The organism is Aromatoleum toluolicum (genome assembly GCF_012911005.2).
Lineage (GTDB): Bacteria > Pseudomonadota > Gammaproteobacteria > Burkholderiales > Rhodocyclaceae > Aromatoleum > Aromatoleum toluolicum.
Window position 1 is genome coordinate 1 of record NZ_WTVS01000031.1, and the last position, 16,370, is coordinate 16,370.

Genomic DNA, 16,370 nt, shown 5'->3' on the forward strand with positions numbered 1-16,370 from the left:
CGTCAACCGCTTCAACCGCCTGCTCAAGCCGGCCAATCAGCGCAACCTGCCGCCGTCGCAGGACGGCATCCACGACCCCGCCAGCGAAGGCACCGCAGCGCTGATGCCGCCGCTGTCCGCCTTTGAGACGCTTCCCCGCAGCAACGCGGGCAACCGTGTCAATTGGGTCAAGGCCCTCGAAGACCGCGCGATCAATCCGCGCTGGGACCGTGTGGATGCAAACGCAGTGCCGGTCGTGATGGATCTGAACATCGTCCGCGAAGTCAAAGGATCGATGCCGGACGTCGTCTACCCGCACAAGCAGCACACCGAGTGGCTTGACTGCTCCAACTGCCACCCCGCAATCTTCATCCCGCAAAAGGGCGCCAACCAGATCAGCATGGCGGCCATCCTTCTCGGGCAGAAGTGCGGCGTGTGCCATGGCAAGGTAGCGTTCCCGGTGTCCGAGTGCCGTCTGTGCCACTCGAAGAAGAAGGACGGCCCGGTCGCCCGCACGGGTCAGTAAGTCGTATTTGCAGTCAACAACATGCATGCCCTGGAGTCCGCAATGATGAAACCAAACTTCCGTAATGCGATTCCTGGGCATGCTGCGCTTGCACTGGTACTGACGCTCGCCTCCGGCGGCGCGCCGATGGCGCAGACCGAGCCCGTACCGCCGGGCAGCGCTTCGACCCGACTCCAGGCCAACGAGCCCGACCGAGCCCAACTCGAGCGTCGCTTCGAATCGGTTGGCACGCTGATCGAGAAATCCACTGCTGCGCGCCAGATCGAATCCAGCGGTGAGGCCGCCGCCATCGAGAAGCGCCAAGCGGCGAAGGATCAGTACTCGCAAGCGAAGGGCGCCTTCGACGCGGGCGATCTCACAAAGGCTTCCAGCCTGCTCTCGGCGGCGAGCAAGACGATGTTTGAAGCGGCACGGCTTGCCGCGCCGGAAAGCGTCACCGGAAAGAAAGTCGAAACGGATTACAAGAACAAGCTCGAGAGTGTCCGCGCCCTGCTTTCCGCGCAGCAGCGAATTGCGTCGGAAAAGGGTAACAAGGAATCGCAGGAAAGCAGCCGCCAAGTCGAGGCCCTCATCGCCGACGCGGAGCGCAAGGCCGCAGCCGGCCAATATGCGAGCGGCCGGACGATTCTTGAACAGGCATACCTCCTTGCGAAGGCATCGGTCAGCTCGATGCGATCCGGCGACACACTGGTACGTTCGCTCAACTTCGCATCAAAGGAAGAGGAATACCACTACGAGATCGACCGCAACGAGACGCACAAGATGCTCGTAAAGGTATTGCTCGAGGAAAAGCTGGCCGGAGCCCCGATGAGCCCGCGCGTCACGGAATTCCTCACGAGCGCCGGATCGCTCCGCGGCGAGGCCGAAGCGGCCGCATCGCGCAAGGACTTCGAGGCAGGCATCAAGTTGCTCGAACAATCGACCAGCGAACTCGTCAAAGCGATCCGCAGCGCCGGCATCTATATCCCCGGCTAAGCCTTTCCTTGCCGCGCTCAAGCATGTTTCCGGAGCCGGCACGCCCCTGATGCGGTCCCGAAAGGGCGGAATTCCTGAAATCAGGAACGCCGTCCGCCCACCGCCCTGACTCCGCACCTTGGAACGCAGCAGCTTGCGGGCCTGCACCCGACTTCCCGCGACTGCAGGCCGGCATGCCGATTGCTAGCTCACTAATACAACCCCGCCAGCGACCACGCACGACAAGATGCCCGCACTCAGCAGCACCCTCAACTCGGACGAATCGCCGCCTTTGGCCGCATGGTCGGAAGCGACCCCGCAGCGCGGGTACGTTCATGCGGGACGGCTATTCCCTTGGTTTGCCTGCGCTGCGGCAGTGCTCTGCTCGATTGGCCTGTTCGTCGGTCTGGCCGTCGCCCAGACGGATCCTCATCAGCACGAGCATTACCGCATCGCTTTCATACATACCCCATCACTCTGGCTGTCCGTCGCGATCTACTTCGTTACCGCGGGCACGGCGGGCTATGGTCTCTTTCGCCGCCAGCGCTTCGTCTCGATGATCGCTTCGGCACTCGCTCCGACGGGAGCGCTATTCGCGTTCCTCGCGCTATGGACTGGATCCCTCTGGGGCAAACCGATCTGGGGTGCGTGGTGGGTATGGGAGGCGCGCCTGACTGCGGAACTGCTGGTGCTCTTCCTCTTTCTCGGCTACGTTGCGTTGCAGGAGGGCATCGATGACACACGCCGCGCCGACCGCGCCAGCGGCCTCCTGGCCTTGGTCGGAGCATTCGGAATGCCCCTGCTCTACTTCGCCGTCTTTCGCTGGAGCGCAATGTACGGCAACGCGCCGCAAGGCCTTGCGGCGCCGGATAGTCCGGCCATCGCAGCGGGCATACTCCTGATGACCCTGGGACTGCTCGCGTACGCCGTTGCGGCGACGCTCGCCCGCCTGCGCAATGTGATACTCAAGCGCGAACGCAACAGCGAGTGGGTTGTACAGAACTTCGGGGCGCAACCATGAACTGGGGCAGCTGGAGCGAATTCTGGGCGATGGGCGGCGACGGCCTGTACGTCTGGAGCGCCTATCTTGTCGCGGTCGTTGTCATCTTCACGGAAATTGCAGTCATCGCATTGACGCGTCGTTCCATCCTTGAGCATCTTGGCCGTTATGCCAAAATTGCGAGAAAGGAAAGGAAACCACGCAATGAGGACTCGAGATTCTGATCAAGCATCGCCGCCCGCCAACACCGCTGCGACGGCACGGCAAGCACTCTTTCGCTGCATCTTCGCTGCCCTTGCAGGCATTGCGCTTCTGATTCAGCCTGCGGCACCTGGATGGGCCGGGGAAACGCCGACCTCCATGCCGGCGCTGCAACTCACCGGCCTCGAAGGTGGAACCATTAGCAGTCAGGATTGGCTGAAAGGCCGTCCAGCCGTGGTTAACCTGTGGGCGACCTGGTGCGCGCCCTGCCGCACCGAAATGCCCTCGCTGCAGCGACTCGAAGCCCTTCTCGCCCCCGATGGCATTCGTGTTCTCGCGCTGTCCGTCGATAGCGACCACAACCTCGTGCGCGAGTTTATCCTCAAGTACGGCATCACCCTGCCGGTGAGCATTGCGAATTCACCGAGCCAGGCGATGGCCGCAGTGGGGGCTGTTGCGCTCCCCCAGACCCTGTACGTCGGGGCAGACGGCCGCATCCTGGGTAGTCACCTCGGACAGCGGGACTGGGCCGATCCGATGACTGTGCGCGACGTGCGCAGCCGCTTCGCCGTGAAGACGCCAACCAAACCCTAGCCCGCGCACTCTGCCGACCACCACGCGTGCATTACGCGACCCGGATCGTCCCCATCATGCCGCCTGCGGCATGATCGAGAATGTGGCAGTGGTACATCCAGTCGCCCGGATTGTCAGCGACAAACGCGACGTCGAGCGTCTGGCGCGGCCCCATGATGACCGTATCGCGCCAGACCGGCCGGGCTTCCTTGTGACCGTCGACGGCCACGACGCGGAAAAAATGACCGTGCAGGTGCATGGGGTGAACGAAGTCGGTCTCGTTGATCATGCGCAGAACAACGTGCTCGCCCCGCTGCAGATGCAGAAACGGCTCGTGCATCAGCGCGTGTTCATGCTGGGCCGTGTAATTCATCGTCCACGCCAGTCCATGCCGCTCCATCAGCTCATGGGTGCGGACCGGCTTGCCATCGACGATACCCATCGTCGGGACGCCCCGCATCCCGCCCTGGAACATGATGTAGTGCTCGGTCGCCTTCGCGAGGTCGGGTTCCGGCAAGCGATTGGGCGCCAGCCGCATCGGGGCGCCCAGCGGCTGGCGGCGCAAGGGGCGCGCATCGCCATAGACCAGCGACGCGATCGGCCCCGCGCTGCGGCGGTGGGTATCGTTCATGAGGAAGCGGCTACCGGGGGCCTGCATGCAATCGACCACCAGATCTGCCCGCATTCCCGGTCCGAGGACCAGACGCTCGACCGCATGCGGCTCGACCGCCTGCCCGTCATAGGCGATCACGTTCATTGCGTGACCGTGCAATTCGAGCTGGAAGATCCGGGCCGCTGCCGCATTGATCAGCCGCAGGCGAATGCGCTCGCCGCTTCTGACTTCGAGCACATTTCCAGCTCCGGCCGCCCTGCCATTGAGCAGAACCTCGTTGCCGACCCTCCCATCGTTTGCGATATCCAGGACGCGGCCGAAATCCTCGATCTGCAGACCATCGTCGCCGATCCGCACGTCCGACAGCAGCCAGACGAGTTCGCGATCGACCTCGATCGGCCGCTCCTCCTCGACGATCAACGCGCCGTAGAGTCCGCGCGGCACCTGTTCAAAGCTTGACTGATGCGGGTGGTACCAGAAGGTGCCTGAATCCGGGAGCGCGAACTCGTAGACGAATTCCTCGCCCGGCTTCACCGGATTTTGCGTGACATAGGGAACACCATCCATGGCGTTCGGGACGCGGATTCCATGCCAGTGCACTGCGGATTCGGCCTCCAGCGCGTTCTGGAAGGTCAGGCGCACCGTCTCGCCCTTGCGATACCGCAGCAGTGGCCCGGGCACGCTTCCGTTGAAGCCCCAGAAATTCGTCCGCGGCGCACCCGCGCGGATCGGCTGATCCACCGGCACGGCACGCAACATCGCGGTTCGCTGAGCGGCAGCCATGCCACGCCGTGGCGCAAGTGCGATTACGCCGAGCGACGATGCGGCGGCTTTGATGAATTGGCGGCGCGAAATACCCATCGAGTCCCCCACGGACGAAATTGATCAGGTGCGGGTCAGCGCGATTCCGTGTGCTCGTACAGGCGAACGAGACGATCCGTCGCCGCGAGTATGGAGTCTGCCGCCTCCGCAACAACCAGCCGATAGGAGCCGGCCCCCTCCACCGACAGGGCGGTGCGCAGCCACTCCCATTGCAGGGCGATTTCCGAGAGTTCGGCACGCATGTCCGCGGTATTGTCCGGCAGCGCAGCGAGAGTGGTCAGGCCGCGCGCGAACTCGTCGGCGGCAGAATCCATCTCGCGGCGGCTTGCCGCCGTATCCGCTCCCCACGAGTACAGCATGTAGGCCTTCACGACACGTTGCGAGAGCATGCGCAGGCGTCCCGCCTGATTGACCCTGCGCGCCCCTGCGCTGTCGGACGCCGCTTCCAGGGTACGGACAAGCTGGTCCGCGCTCTCAAGGACATCAAGGCTGCGCCGGGATGCGAGCAGCGCGCGCGTCCTGTCGGCGGGATCGACGACCGCGGCACGCAGCGCCGACCAGTCCCGTCTCACGCGCTCTATCGACGACGCAGTCGGCGGGACGACGGCCGCAAGCGACTGCATGCGCTCCAGATTGCGCTCAAAGCGCGTGATCGAATCCTGCAGCTGCTCCAGCGCAACGGCGGGCACGACTTCGAGGCCCAGCTGCACGTAGGACTTGGCCAGGCGTTGCGACAGCATCCGGAGCTCGCCGGCGGCGTTGATGTCGCCCGAGGATACAACCGACTGCCCAGCGGCGTGCGCGGCCCCAAATGTCATCAACGCCCAGAGGAGAACGAACAGTTTCCGCATCATTCAGCGCTCCTCGCGTCAGAACACCGGTACGCCCATCGATTGCAAGGCTCGAATCAACTGGGCGGAGGCCTGCTCCATGAGCTTGACCGCTTCCGCGTGCTGACCTGCCTTCGCCTGTTCGTCGGCCTGTGCGCCGAGCCTGCGCCCTTCCTCGACAAAGCCATCGACCAGACGCCGCTTGTCGCCGGCGGCCCGCCCCTCGGCAACCATCATGTCGACCATGATCTCGTTGCTTGCGAAGCGCTTTTTCTCGTATGCATACTCATCGGCAGGCGTGTCGAACTTCAGCGACAGCAAGACCTCCTGGCCCGCCCGCAGGCGCGACAACTCCTCGACGGCAAGCTTGTAGGCTTCGGCCATCTTCTTCCCGGCCTCGCCGACGCGCCCCGCTTCGGCGAGTTTCTTCGACTCGGTCGTCAGGCCATCGACGCGCCCGAGCAATGCCTTGGCGGCAGCTCCTTTCTGGGCGTCCTTGGACAGCTCCTCGATCGAGCTACGGTACATCCCGACCTGGTCGCCGAGATCCTGCAGGTTCTTGCGCTGCGCGCTCTCGGGCAAGGCGCCTTCGCCCGGTGACATCCGGCGCGAGGCGCTCGACACGGATCGCAAGGCCTCGTCCGCCAGCTTGGCGGCGTCGTCGAAGCGGGTGTCGGCCAGCGCCTTGCGCGCCTCGTCGATCGCGCGCTTCCCCTGTTCGATGAGCCCCCGGGAGTCCGCTTCGCGCCCTTCCGCCGCGCCTTTCGCCGCCGGAGAGTTGATCAGCGTCTCGACCAGGCGGATCTTCTGCTCGACCAGCCGCCTCTTCTGATCGCTGCCGTCAGCCGGCGCCTGCGCCCCCACCGTCACGGCAAACACTGCGGCAACGACACCCGTCATCCAGCGCAATCTCATCGACCTCTCCGGTTCATGTGCGATGAAATCAATCGAAACCTTGCTCCACCTAGAACCGAAGCCCCCGGGATGTTCGCCGCCTGGAGCACCCAGCTCAGTGCCCCGCCCCCTTTGATCCGCCGAGGAAAGATCGCGCACCGGCGTGACCATGATCGGCTGCCGAGCGGATCCAGCGCATCGCCTCCTCCTGATCCTGAACCACGCCCTTGCCCGCGAGGAACAGCAGCCCCAGACCGTACTCCGCGTCGGCATGCCCCTTGCGTGCAGCTTCGAAGTACCAGCGCGCAGCCTCCTGGTCAGGATCTTGCACGGACTTGGGGAGTCTGTCACCGAACACGTACATGTTGCCGATGAAGTACATTGCATCGAGATTGCCCTGGTCCGCGCTGCGCCGGGCCCACAGCAGCGCCTTGTCCTCGTCCTCCGGCACACCGCGTCCGTAGAAGTACATGACGGCGAGCCTTTCCTGGGCTACGGCATTCCCGCCCTCGGCAAGCGGCGCGAGCTGTCCGGCGGCAACCTCGAACTGGCCGCCATCGTACTGGCGAAGAGCATCGTCGATGGGGGCGGCATGCACGGCTCCGGCCAGCAAAAACATGCAAAAGGAAAGACGACGCAACATGAAAAACCTTCTCCCTATCAAGTCAGTTCTGTTTCCGGGAGCCGCCACGGCATGGTCCCGGCGCATTTGCGAACCCGCACGCAATAACCGTACCGTCCCGGGCCATTGCGAACGTATCATCGATCCTGCGCTCTTATTTTTCGCTTCTCCCGCGTGGCGCGATCGTGCGGGCAATCGCGCCATCTGAGAAAATGCATGAGTGCGCGTCTAGTGTAGCCCGACAGTTCCGACGGAAGCGGTACGCGCCCAGAGAAATGAGATGAACACGACCTTCAGCACGGCCGACGGTCTCTACGAGATGCCCGACGACGAAACACGACCGCAAGATCACCTCGGGCGGCAGCCGCGCTCGCTCTCGCTCCGGGCGAAGGGAATCATCGCCTTCATCCTCATGGTCGCCTACTCGCTGCTGATCGGCGTATCGACCGAAACGCAGCGCCAGGGCCTGCTGCACGTAGTAGACGAACTCGAGATGGCCCACCGCACCGAAGCACAGCTCCTCGAGATCAACACCTCGATGGCGCGTACGCTGTTCTCCGTGAACATGTCCTTCTCGGACGACGACCTGGCATCGTCGGCAATACGCTCGATGATCGAGGTCGAAGCCAGCCTGTCCCTGCTCGAAGCGATACAGGACCGTCACCCGACCGTCCTGATGCTTGCCGGGAAGCTGCACGCTCTGGTGCGCGACCTCGCTCAGTCGCCGACGCTCAGCACCCTGGGTGTCGCACGTGCGACCCTGAACGAATTGATCATCGAACTCGACGGCGTGACGAAGAATGCGCACGCGCACCGGTTGAGGTTACTCGATCAGTACCGGGAAAATTACGATCGCATTACACTGAGCAGTTTGGCCATGCTCGTGATCGGACTGATCCTGCTGGGCGCGGTTACCGCCATATTCTTCAGCCGCCTGACGTGGGATATCCGCAAACTCGAGGCACATGCACACGGAATCGTGAATGGCAATCGCGATGAGCCCCTGCCCGTTACGCGCAATGACGAATTGGGGACGCTGATGCATGCGGTCAACCGCATGCAGCAGGATCTGCGCGAACGCGAACGCCATATTGAACGTGCGCGTCTCGAACAGTTCCATCGAGAGAAGATGGTGGCGGTCGGATCCCTCGCGGCTCAGCTCGCGCATGAGATCAACAATCCCATTGCGGCGATCACGGGCGTTGCAAGCGCCATGAACCAGGTCCAACAGTCACAGCAATGCCCCAATCACGGCGTGTCGTGCCACCCCGGACTGATCCTCGAACAGGCGAAGCGTATTTCGACGATCACGCGGCAGATTGCCGATTTCACGCGCCCACAGCCCAAACGCCCGGAGTTGCTCAACCTGAACGAGATCGTGAGCAATACCTGCGCGTTCGTCAGCTACGACCGGCGCTTCCGGCGCATTGCCATGACGACCGAACTCGACAGCGAAATGCCGGCCATACGGGCAATCGGCGATCACCTGACGCAGGTTCTGATGAACCTCCTGTTCAACGCCGCCGATGCCCTCGAGGAAATGGCTGCGGACCATCCCGCAAAGATTCTCGTGCGCACGCAGGCGCTCGAGCACGAGGCGCTGGTCGAAATTGCGGACAACGGCGCCGGTATCGACGCCGACACGCTCGGGAAGGTCTTCGACGAATACTTCACCACGAAACCGGCCGGCAAGGGAACCGGCCTCGGACTCGCCCTCAGCCGCGAGCTGATCGAGGACGCGGGCGGCACGCTGACGCTCGATTCCGAACCCGGCAAGGGCGCGACGGCGCGCATACGCCTGCCCCTGCGCCCGCACGAACGGGTAGCCTGACAACTGAACTGGGCAGCATCCACATCACAAGGGAATTCGATGCACATACTGGTCATCGACGACGAACGCGCAGTCCGGGAAATTCTCGCGGACGCCTGCCGGCAGGCGGGCTACTCGGTCGACGAAGCGCGCAACTGCACTGAGGCCGCATCCAAACTGGTCCGCGGAGACGTCGACCTGGCGCTTTGCGACATCAAGATGCCGGACGGCAACGGCGTCGATCTCATGCGATCGATCAAGGAGTCCGGCGTCGAAACCAACTTCATCATGGTCACCGCGTTCGCCTCGATGGAGTCCGCCGTCGAGGCCCTGCGCCTGGGCGCCTCGGACTATGTCACCAAGCCGTTCAACGTCGAGGAGATGCTGCACCGGGTGCAGCAGATCGCTGCCCTGCGCGGGCTGCGCGAAGAAAACCGCGTCCTGCGCAAGTTCGCCAAGGCGGACTCCGACAAGTTCCGCTTCACCTCGCCGTCGATGGCCGCGGTGGAGCGCCTCGCGGGCAAGGTGGCCCCCACCGACAGCACCGTGCTGATCACCGGCGAATCCGGCACCGGCAAGGGCGTGCTCGCACGCCTGATCCACGAACAGAGCCGCCGCAGCGAACATCTGTTCCTGCCGGTCAACTGCAGTGCGATTCCCGAAACGCTGATGGAGGCCGAGTTTTTCGGCCACACCAAGGGCGCGTTCACGGGCGCGGACAAGGCCCGCAAGGGCCTGTTCCTGCAGGCGGATCTCGGCACCCTGTTCCTCGACGAAGTCGGCGAACTGCCGATGCTGATGCAGACCAAGCTCCTGCACGCCATCGAGGAAAAGGAAATCCGCGCCGTCGGCAGCGAGCAGTCGCGCCGCGTCGACTGCCGGATCGTTGCCGCAACCAACCGTGACCTCAGCCAGATGGTCAAGGAGGGCACGTTCCGCGAGGATCTGTTCTTCCGGCTCAGCATGTTCCACATCCACATACCCCCGCTGCGCGAGCGCAAGGAAGACATCCGCGACCTGATCCGCTTCATCCTCGACCGCGCACGCGATCAGCGCGATGCGGCCACCTGCCTGACCGTCTCCGACGAGGTCGAGCGACTCCTCATCGGTTATCCATGGCCGGGGAACGTCCGCCAGATGGAGAACGTCATCAATCGCGCTTGCATTCTCGCCGAAGACAATTGCATCACGCTGGACGACCTACCGCCGGAGATCGCCCGCACCGTTCCGCCCGCACCGGCTCATGGCACACCCATTGCTACCCAGCGAAGCTTGCGCGATCAATTACGCGAGTTCGAGGCCAGCGTGATCTACCGGATGCTGGATGAAACCGGTAGCGACCGGCGTGCCGCCGCCCAGAAACTGGGCATCGGTCTGTCGAGTCTTTATCGCAAACTCGAGGAATTCGAGGCATTTGGAATTCACCGGAGTGAAAGCGGCACTTCCCATCCGGCCCGCGCCCAAAACTCCGAACAAGGAACCTAGCATGAAGCTTCCCGGAACCGAGAAAGCAGTTCCCGCTTTCAGCCATGCACTCATTGCATTGGTCTTGCTGGCAAGCAGCGTGGTGGCCCGCGCCGATGCTGAAACCGACTTTAAACGCGGGCGCGATGCGTACCGCTTGAACGACGTCGCGGGCGCAATGGAGCCGCTGAAGAAGGCGGCCGATGCCGGACACGGAGCCGCGCAGGCGCTCTACGGCTCTATCCTCGATAGCGCCGAACTGGACGATGAAGCCCTCCCGTATCTTCGGAAATCTGCCGAGCAGGGCGACGTGGATGGTGAGTACGGGCTCGCAAAGATGTACTTCACGGGCGAGGCTCCCCCTCCCGATCCGGCCGATGCGGGACGGCTCATGCGCTCGGCTGCGAGCAAGGGGCACAGGCTCGCGACGGTGACCTTGGCCCTTGGCTACGTTCGCGGAGACAAGCGCCTCGGCACCGACAATTCCGATTCCCCGGAAGCCCGCGAGGTGCTCCTCCAGGCCGCGGAACTCGGCGAACTCGATGCCATCAAGGCAGTCGCCCAAGGCTATCGCAGCGGCAAGTACGGATTTTCCGTCGATGGCGTAATGGCCGACCAATGGGATGCACGCGTTGCCGCGATTCTTGGAATAGGCAAGAAAGGAGCGCGCAAATGAAGTTCCTTAGCAGGATCGCCTCATCGGTGCTCGCTGCGGCAGTGCTTGTGCCTGGCACGTCGCTCGCCGCCAATGTCATCGCGGGCCAGCGCATTTACAGTCAGCACTGCATCGGGTGCCACGGCCCGGGCGGCCACAGCGCCTTGCCCAACGCCCCCCATTTCTCACGCGGCGAGCGCCTGATGCAGCCAGACATGATGTTGCTCGCAACGATCAAGGCAGGGAAAATGACCATGCCATCATTCAACGGCATTCTGAGGGACCAAGAAATCCTCGACGTAATTGCTTACCTACGGACACTTCAACGATGACCCTGAACCTGCAGCACGCGCGACATTCCCTCGCGGCGGTCGGAATCGCCCTCACCTGCATGACCGGATCCGCCTTCGCCCAGGCACCGGCGCCCGACTACCGGGTCCGCGAAACCTTCAATGTCGGCGACACCGTTTATGTGCGCGCACTGACCATCGAGAAAGGCACCAACACCATCTGGGTGGGCACATCCACCGGGGTGCATGAGATCGACCTCTCCACGCGCAAGCCGCGCAACACCTTCACGCGCGCCGACGGACTCGCAAACGAATACGTGTTTGCCGTGGGTATCGATTCGCAGGGTTACAAATGGTTCGGCACCAACGCCGGTGGAGCCTCGCGCTACAAGGACGGCAAATGGAAGACCTACTTCCCGATGCACGGCCTCGCCGACTACTGGATCTACTCCTATGCCAACGACAAGGATGGCAACCTCTGGATCGGCACCTGGGCGGGAGTGAACCACTACAACGTCAAGACCGGCGAATTCAAGAAATACGTCAAGGAACTCATCAACGAGTGGGTGTATGGCCTTGACGTCGACGCCAAGGGACGCGCGTGGTTCGCGACCGAAGGTGGCGTATCGATGTTCGACGGCAAGACCTGGAAGTCCTGGACGCACAAGGACGGTCTGGGCGCACCGAACGCGGAGCAACTCCCCGCATCGAGCAACACGGGTCTTGGCACGCGGTCGCGCCACGACCTGACGACGATGGAACACGGCCAGCCGACCTACAATCCTAACTACTCGTTTGCGATGCACATCGACCCGCAGGGCGATGCGTGGGTCGGCACGTGGGGTGGCGGGGTCGCGCGCTTCGACGGCAAGACCTGGAAGAACTACAACAGCAAGGACGGGCTGGTCGGCAACATCGTGTATTCGATCGCGCAGGACAAGCAAGGCGTGTTCTGGTTCGGCACCGACAAGGGCGTATCGCGCTTCGACGGCAAGAACTGGCGCTCCTTCACGACCAAGGAAGGTCTGCTCGACACGCACGTGTACACGATTGCGGCAGCCGACAACGGCGACGTCTGGGTCGGAACACGTCGCGGCGTGGCGGTCATCGGCAAGTAATAAACACTCACGGTCGGACGCGCTGGCGGACCGCTCTGCGGCTCCCGCCGGCCGGGCGACTACCGGAACTTATACTGGAGTCTTTCGCATGAGTTACAAAGTTGCAGCCGTCGCCGCCATCGTCGGCGCCGTCGCGATTGCCGGCGCCTATACGCTCGGCCAGCAGCAGGCCAAGGCCCCCGCACCCGTCGCGAGCGCCCCCGCCGGCGCCCAACCGGCCGCCGGTGGACAGGAGGTCCGCGAGGGGAAAGTTGGCGTCGACCCGAACGAGAAATTCACCCACTTCCGCGTCGGCAACAAGAACGTGAAGAAGATCTTTGCCGACAATGGCGTGATCTGGGTCGCGACTTCGGGCGGCGTCATCCGCTACGACACGCGCAGCGACGAGTACAAGATGTTCGACAACCAGAGCGGTCTGCTGTCGAACGGCATGTTCTATGTCGGTCGGGTACAGGGCAAGATCACCGTCGGCACCTACGGTGGCGGCATGTCGATGCTGGACGAAAAGACCGGCACGTGGGACACCTACAACATTCCCGAAGGATTGGGCGACGCCTTCGTGTATGACGTGGTCGAAACCCGTACGGGCGACATCTGGATCGCAACCTGGTCGGGCGTAAACCGCGTCCGCGGCGGCAAGCTCAAGGATCCGGCGGCATGGGAGCTCCACACCGTTGAAAGCACCAGCGGCGGCCTCCCGAACGACTGGGTGTACGGCCTCGCCGAAGGCAAGAACGGTGAAATGTGGCTCGCGACCGAAGGCGGCATGGCCCGCTTCATGGATGGCAAGTGGGAGAACTGGAACCACTCCCGGGGCGTCGGCGCGGACTACGACAAGGTCAAGCAGGACATCGCTTACAAGAGCGATCCCGCCAAGGAATCGCTGCACCACGCCCAACAGAAGCGCGAGATGGGTCTCGAGGGGATCGACCAGGCTTACAACCCGAACTACATCATTGCACTCGTCGTCGACGAGGACGGCACGGTGTGGTCCGGCACCTGGGGTGGCGGCCTGGCGCACTACGACGGTCAGAAATGGACGAACTACACCACTGTTGAAGGCTTGCCCGGCAATCACGTCTTCATGCTGCACCGCGACCAGCAGAATCGTCTGTGGATTGGCACGAACAACGGCCTGGCAGTCAAGGAAGGCGATCAGTTCCGCATCATGAAGTCGGCCGATGGCCTGTTCAACGACACGGTGTTCTCGATGACGACGACGAAGGAAGGCGACCTCTGGATCGGCAGCTACGGCGGTGTTGCCCATATCCGTCCGGCCATTTGAGCGCAGCGGCAGGATAGTTTCACAGCAGCACCCGGGCCGCCCCACTCAGTGGGGCGGCTTTTTTGCGCCCGGAGAATCAACACATCACCGCCGACGCCCGGCATGCGGTTCCTCTGTGCGGGTTCAGGCAGGTCTTCGACGCCCTCGCCGATCCATTCGATAAGCTTGAACCCGTCAGGCTGATCGCTACGGGCACGGCGGCTGGCGGGCGAAACGCACTATCCGCTGTGATCGCGGTTACTCACCCAGCCGTGACCGATCGGTGCCAATGAACGGCGCTGGGCGTGCGCAAGCGATACGCCTGTGCCTCGCACCAAACCAGGAACAAGAGAAAGGGGCGTGATGCCAGCGGCACCACGCCCCTCGATTGATGCAGGAGCGGCGCTTACTTGCGCACGCGGTCGATCACGACACTGACGCCCTGGGCGTCAGGCGAGGTCAGCACCGTCTGGCTTTCGAGGTCGCCGGCGGCAGCTGTCGCGCTACCGCCCTTCGACAGACGCGCACCGACGGCGATCTGCTCCGGAAGCGGACCCTGCGACATACGCTGTGCGTTGCTGAAATCGAAATCGACGGGCAGATCGCCGGCGCGCATGCGCAAGGCGGCAATCGGCATGCCGCCCTGCGGCGGACGCGCAAAGACGAACACGGTCGCATCGCTGCCGGCTTGTTGTGCGAGCTCGGGCGACAGGCTCAGTCGGCCGCGCAACGTGAGGGGGGCAGACGAGGCCTGAGCGCCCTCTTCCCGTGCCGCACCACCAATCCCCGCCACCTGAGCACCGGCGGGAGGATTCAGCTGGGCCATCCCTCCCTTGGTACGGGCCTCGTTGATGCTCGCGAGAATCGAGCTGTACGCACCGTCACCGGGCTGCATGGTGGCGAGGATCTTCTCCCATTGGGCGGACGCGGTCGCGTAGTCGTGACGGACGAAGGCGGACGTGCCGGACAGCGCCAGCGCCTTGACGTGATTCGGCGCCAGCTCGAGCGCGCGGGCGATGAGGCGGTCGGGATCGCCCTCGAACTTGCGACCGCCTGCGCCGGCCAGCAGGTCAGCCCAGTCGGCGAGGATGTCGGGATGATCCGGGATATTCCTGCCGATTCGGTTCCACGTCGCGACGGCACCCTGGAAGTTCTGCATCACGGCGAACGACCGGCCCAGCATCATCCAGCCCTGCACATCACCCGGCTCGCGTTCGAGCCGCTCGGCGAGCTGGGAGACCATCGCCTGCATCTGCTCGGGCGTGATCTGGTGGCCCGCTTCGGGCGCGGGTTTGGCGCTGGCAGGATCGAGTCCCTCGGGGGTGCCAAGGACGAGGTACACCGCCACCGCGAGAACCGGCACGGCGAAGACCACGCCGAGCGCCCAGCCACGGGCGGGGGCGGCATCGACGCCGGCCTCGGCTGTGCCGGCTTCGGTTAGCGCGCGCTGCTCGAGTTCTTCACGGGAACGCTTGTAGTCGGCCTCCGCGATGCGCCCCGCGGCGTGGTCGGCTTCGAGCTCGGCGAGCTGCTCGCGCAGCACGATCAGTACGGTACGCGCCTGTTCCTGACGTGCGGCATGTTCGCGCGCCTTCGCTCCCGTCCCCAGCATGGGCGGAATCACGAGCAGCAGGGCGCCGGCCACCAGCATGGTGGCCAGGATCAGGAAAACAGTCACGAGCGGGACTCCTGGGAAGGTTTGGCAGAGCCGTCAAGCAGGGCTGAGGCGCGGGCATGCTCTTCCGCGCTCAGCGGCGGCGGAACTTCGCGAACGCGCCTGCGCAGGCGCCAGGCGAGCCATCCGGCGCCGGCGACAAGCAGCAGCCCTGGTCCGAGCCAGAGCAGCAGGGTCGCGCCCTTGAACGGCGGCAGATAGAGGACGAAATCGCCATAGCGGGCTACGAGGTACTCGACGACGGCAGCTTCGTCCTTGCCCGCGAGGAACTGCTCGCGCACCTGGTTGCGCAGATCCACCGCCAGCGGGGCGTTGGATTCCGCGATCGACTGGTTCTGGCAGACGAGGCAACGCAGGTCGTGCGACAAGCGCATGACGCGTTCCTCGAGGACGGGGTCGTCGGAGACCGGAACGGCTTCGCCGGCCTGGCCGGCGACCGGAAGCAGAAGGGCCGCAACAAGCGCCAGGCGGCGCATCAGGTCAGCTCGCACGTTGCAACTCCGCGATCTTGGGAATCAGCACGTCGCGCAGCGATTCCGGGGTGATCGGGCCGATGTGCTTGTAGCGGATCACGCCCTGCTGGTCGATCAGGAAGGTTTCCGGAACGCCATAAACACCGTAGTCGATGCCGATGCGCCCGTCCAGATCCACTGCCGACACCATGTACGGATCGCCCCCGTGCTCGACGAGCCACTGGCGCGCGCGCTGACGCGCGGTGGCGAGTTCGGTCGCGGGATCGATGCCCTTCACGTCGAGCGCGCCGTCGCCGCGCACTTCCTTGTAGTTGAGACCGATGATGGGCACCGGACTGTTGCGGGCGAAATCGACCAGCACCGGATGCTCGTAGCGACACGAGATGCACCAGGACGCCCAGACGTTGAGGAGCCACACGCGCCCCTTGAGGTCTTCGGGCGAAATGGACTTGTCTTCGGCCTGCAGCTGCGGTACGCGGAACGCTGGCGCGGGTTTGCCGATCAGCGGCGACGGAACCTCGCGCGGGTTGAGCTTCAATCCATAACCGAGAAATCCCGCCAGCAGCAGGAAGATGAACAGGGGAACTAGGAACTTCGCTTTCATGGA

The 16,370-nt window shown here is 63.8% G+C and carries 18 protein-coding genes; 11 read left to right on the plus strand and 7 right to left on the minus strand.

Annotation, left to right across the window (positions count from 1 at the left end):
- The 5 genes from GPA27_RS15190 to GPA27_RS15210 form a co-directional block, all read left to right on the plus strand.
- On the plus strand, positions 1-505 hold a 505-nt coding region (locus GPA27_RS15190; RefSeq protein ID WP_169141421.1), incomplete at its 5' end, for a c(7)-type cytochrome triheme domain-containing protein.
- Between the two features lie 42 nt (positions 506-547).
- Positions 548-1,480 carry a hypothetical protein gene (locus GPA27_RS15195; RefSeq protein WP_246261145.1) on the plus strand — a complete coding sequence of 311 codons (933 nt, stop codon included), beginning with the start codon at positions 548-550 and terminating at the stop codon, positions 1,478-1,480.
- Positions 1,481-1,706: 226 nt separating this feature from the next.
- Entirely contained in the window at positions 1,707-2,480 is a 774-nt protein-coding gene (ccsA, locus tag GPA27_RS15200) for a cytochrome c biogenesis protein CcsA (protein WP_211165020.1), read from the plus strand.
- Entirely contained in the window at positions 2,477-2,683 is a 207-nt protein-coding gene (gene ccmD / locus GPA27_RS15205; RefSeq protein ID WP_050414227.1) for a heme exporter protein CcmD, read from the plus strand. Before ccsA ends, ccmD begins: the two co-directional genes overlap by 4 nt.
- Positions 2,664-3,254 carry a TlpA family protein disulfide reductase gene (locus GPA27_RS15210; protein WP_246261147.1) on the plus strand — a complete coding sequence of 197 codons (591 nt, stop codon included), beginning with the start codon at positions 2,664-2,666 and terminating at the stop codon, positions 3,252-3,254. Before ccmD ends, GPA27_RS15210 begins: the two co-directional genes overlap by 20 nt.
- A gap of 31 nt (positions 3,255-3,285) precedes the next feature.
- On the opposite strand, the gene GPA27_RS15215 is transcribed toward GPA27_RS15210, so the two are convergent.
- The 4 genes from GPA27_RS15215 to GPA27_RS15230 form a co-directional block, all read right to left on the minus strand.
- Positions 3,286-4,707: a multicopper oxidase family protein gene (locus GPA27_RS15215; RefSeq protein WP_169141422.1), complete on the minus strand. Its 1,422-nt coding sequence runs from the start codon at positions 4,705-4,707 to the stop codon at positions 3,286-3,288.
- Positions 4,708-4,742: 35 nt separating this feature from the next.
- The gene (locus tag GPA27_RS15220) at positions 4,743-5,522 is read right to left on the minus strand and encodes a type IV pili methyl-accepting chemotaxis transducer N-terminal domain-containing protein (RefSeq protein WP_169141423.1); all 780 of its coding nucleotides are present in this window, start codon (positions 5,520-5,522) and stop codon (positions 4,743-4,745) included.
- A gap of 15 nt (positions 5,523-5,537) precedes the next feature.
- Positions 5,538-6,413: a hypothetical protein gene (locus tag GPA27_RS15225; RefSeq protein ID WP_246261149.1), complete on the minus strand. Its 876-nt coding sequence runs from the start codon at positions 6,411-6,413 to the stop codon at positions 5,538-5,540.
- A gap of 94 nt (positions 6,414-6,507) precedes the next feature.
- On the minus strand, positions 6,508-7,035 hold the full coding sequence (locus tag GPA27_RS15230) for a tetratricopeptide repeat protein (RefSeq protein ID WP_256222972.1): 528 nt from the start codon (positions 7,033-7,035) through the stop codon (positions 6,508-6,510).
- Between the two features lie 259 nt (positions 7,036-7,294).
- Here GPA27_RS15230 and GPA27_RS15235 point away from each other — a divergent pair, with 259 nt between their 5' ends.
- The 6 genes from GPA27_RS15235 to GPA27_RS15260 all read left to right on the plus strand — a co-directional run bounded on the left by GPA27_RS15235 (position 7,295) and on the right by GPA27_RS15260 (position 13,636).
- The gene (locus GPA27_RS15235; protein ID WP_169141424.1) at positions 7,295-8,845 is read left to right on the plus strand and encodes a sensor histidine kinase; all 1,551 of its coding nucleotides are present in this window, start codon (positions 7,295-7,297) and stop codon (positions 8,843-8,845) included.
- A 39-nt stretch (positions 8,846-8,884) separates the two neighbouring features.
- A complete protein-coding gene (locus GPA27_RS15240) occupies positions 8,885-10,309 on the plus strand; it encodes a sigma-54-dependent transcriptional regulator (protein ID WP_169141425.1) in 1,425 nt (474 codons plus the stop codon).
- Between the two features lies 1 nt (position 10,310).
- A complete protein-coding gene (locus GPA27_RS15245) occupies positions 10,311-10,964 on the plus strand; it encodes a tetratricopeptide repeat protein (RefSeq protein WP_169141426.1) in 654 nt (217 codons plus the stop codon).
- Positions 10,961-11,275, plus strand: a complete 315-nt coding sequence (locus tag GPA27_RS15250; protein ID WP_169141427.1) for a c-type cytochrome — start codon at positions 10,961-10,963, stop codon at positions 11,273-11,275. The genes GPA27_RS15245 and GPA27_RS15250 overlap by 4 nt, the downstream gene beginning before the upstream one ends.
- Complete coding sequence (locus GPA27_RS15255) at positions 11,272-12,351, plus strand: ligand-binding sensor domain-containing protein (RefSeq protein WP_169141428.1); 1,080 nt, start codon at positions 11,272-11,274, stop codon at positions 12,349-12,351. Before GPA27_RS15250 ends, GPA27_RS15255 begins: the two co-directional genes overlap by 4 nt.
- A gap of 88 nt (positions 12,352-12,439) precedes the next feature.
- Positions 12,440-13,636, plus strand: a complete 1,197-nt coding sequence (locus GPA27_RS15260) for a ligand-binding sensor domain-containing protein (protein WP_169141429.1) — start codon at positions 12,440-12,442, stop codon at positions 13,634-13,636.
- 385 nt (positions 13,637-14,021) lie between these two features.
- Here GPA27_RS15260 and ccmI read toward each other — a convergent pair whose 3' ends face one another.
- Genes ccmI through GPA27_RS15275 form a run of 3 tightly spaced genes read right to left on the minus strand, consistent with a single transcriptional unit; the run spans position 14,022 to position 16,367 of the window.
- A complete protein-coding gene (gene ccmI / locus GPA27_RS15265) occupies positions 14,022-15,293 on the minus strand; it encodes a c-type cytochrome biogenesis protein CcmI (RefSeq protein WP_169141430.1) in 1,272 nt (423 codons plus the stop codon).
- On the minus strand, positions 15,290-15,766 hold the full coding sequence (locus GPA27_RS15270; RefSeq protein ID WP_169141478.1) for a cytochrome c-type biogenesis protein: 477 nt from the start codon (positions 15,764-15,766) through the stop codon (positions 15,290-15,292). Before GPA27_RS15270 ends, ccmI begins: the two co-directional genes overlap by 4 nt.
- A 4-nt stretch (positions 15,767-15,770) precedes the next feature.
- Positions 15,771-16,367, minus strand: coding sequence for a DsbE family thiol:disulfide interchange protein (locus GPA27_RS15275; protein ID WP_169141431.1), 597 nt, complete (start codon positions 16,365-16,367; stop codon positions 15,771-15,773).
- Between the last annotated feature and the right edge of the window lie 3 nt (positions 16,368-16,370).

Coding starts and splice junctions, on each gene's coding strand:
- GPA27_RS15195 (WP_246261145.1), top strand. CDS start 548: ATGATGAAACCAAACTTCCGTAATGCGATTCCTGGGCATGCTGCGCTT.
- ccsA (WP_211165020.1), top strand. CDS start 1,707: ATGCCCGCACTCAGCAGCACCCTCAACTCGGACGAATCGCCGCCTTTG.
- ccmD (WP_050414227.1), top strand. CDS start 2,477: ATGAACTGGGGCAGCTGGAGCGAATTCTGGGCGATGGGCGGCGACGGC.
- GPA27_RS15210 (WP_246261147.1), top strand. CDS start 2,664: ATGAGGACTCGAGATTCTGATCAAGCATCGCCGCCCGCCAACACCGCT.
- GPA27_RS15215 (WP_169141422.1), bottom strand. CDS start 4,707: ATGGGTATTTCGCGCCGCCAATTCATCAAAGCCGCCGCATCGTCGCTC.
- GPA27_RS15220 (WP_169141423.1), bottom strand. CDS start 5,522: ATGATGCGGAAACTGTTCGTTCTCCTCTGGGCGTTGATGACATTTGGG.
- GPA27_RS15225 (WP_246261149.1), bottom strand. CDS start 6,413: ATGAGATTGCGCTGGATGACGGGTGTCGTTGCCGCAGTGTTTGCCGTG.
- GPA27_RS15230 (WP_256222972.1), bottom strand. CDS start 7,035: ATGTTGCGTCGTCTTTCCTTTTGCATGTTTTTGCTGGCCGGAGCCGTG.
- GPA27_RS15235 (WP_169141424.1), top strand. CDS start 7,295: ATGAACACGACCTTCAGCACGGCCGACGGTCTCTACGAGATGCCCGAC.
- GPA27_RS15240 (WP_169141425.1), top strand. CDS start 8,885: ATGCACATACTGGTCATCGACGACGAACGCGCAGTCCGGGAAATTCTC.
- GPA27_RS15245 (WP_169141426.1), top strand. CDS start 10,311: ATGAAGCTTCCCGGAACCGAGAAAGCAGTTCCCGCTTTCAGCCATGCA.
- GPA27_RS15250 (WP_169141427.1), top strand. CDS start 10,961: ATGAAGTTCCTTAGCAGGATCGCCTCATCGGTGCTCGCTGCGGCAGTG.
- GPA27_RS15255 (WP_169141428.1), top strand. CDS start 11,272: ATGACCCTGAACCTGCAGCACGCGCGACATTCCCTCGCGGCGGTCGGA.
- GPA27_RS15260 (WP_169141429.1), top strand. CDS start 12,440: ATGAGTTACAAAGTTGCAGCCGTCGCCGCCATCGTCGGCGCCGTCGCG.
- GPA27_RS15270 (WP_169141478.1), bottom strand. CDS start 15,766: ATGCGCCGCCTGGCGCTTGTTGCGGCCCTTCTGCTTCCGGTCGCCGGC.
- GPA27_RS15275 (WP_169141431.1), bottom strand. CDS start 16,367: ATGAAAGCGAAGTTCCTAGTTCCCCTGTTCATCTTCCTGCTGCTGGCG.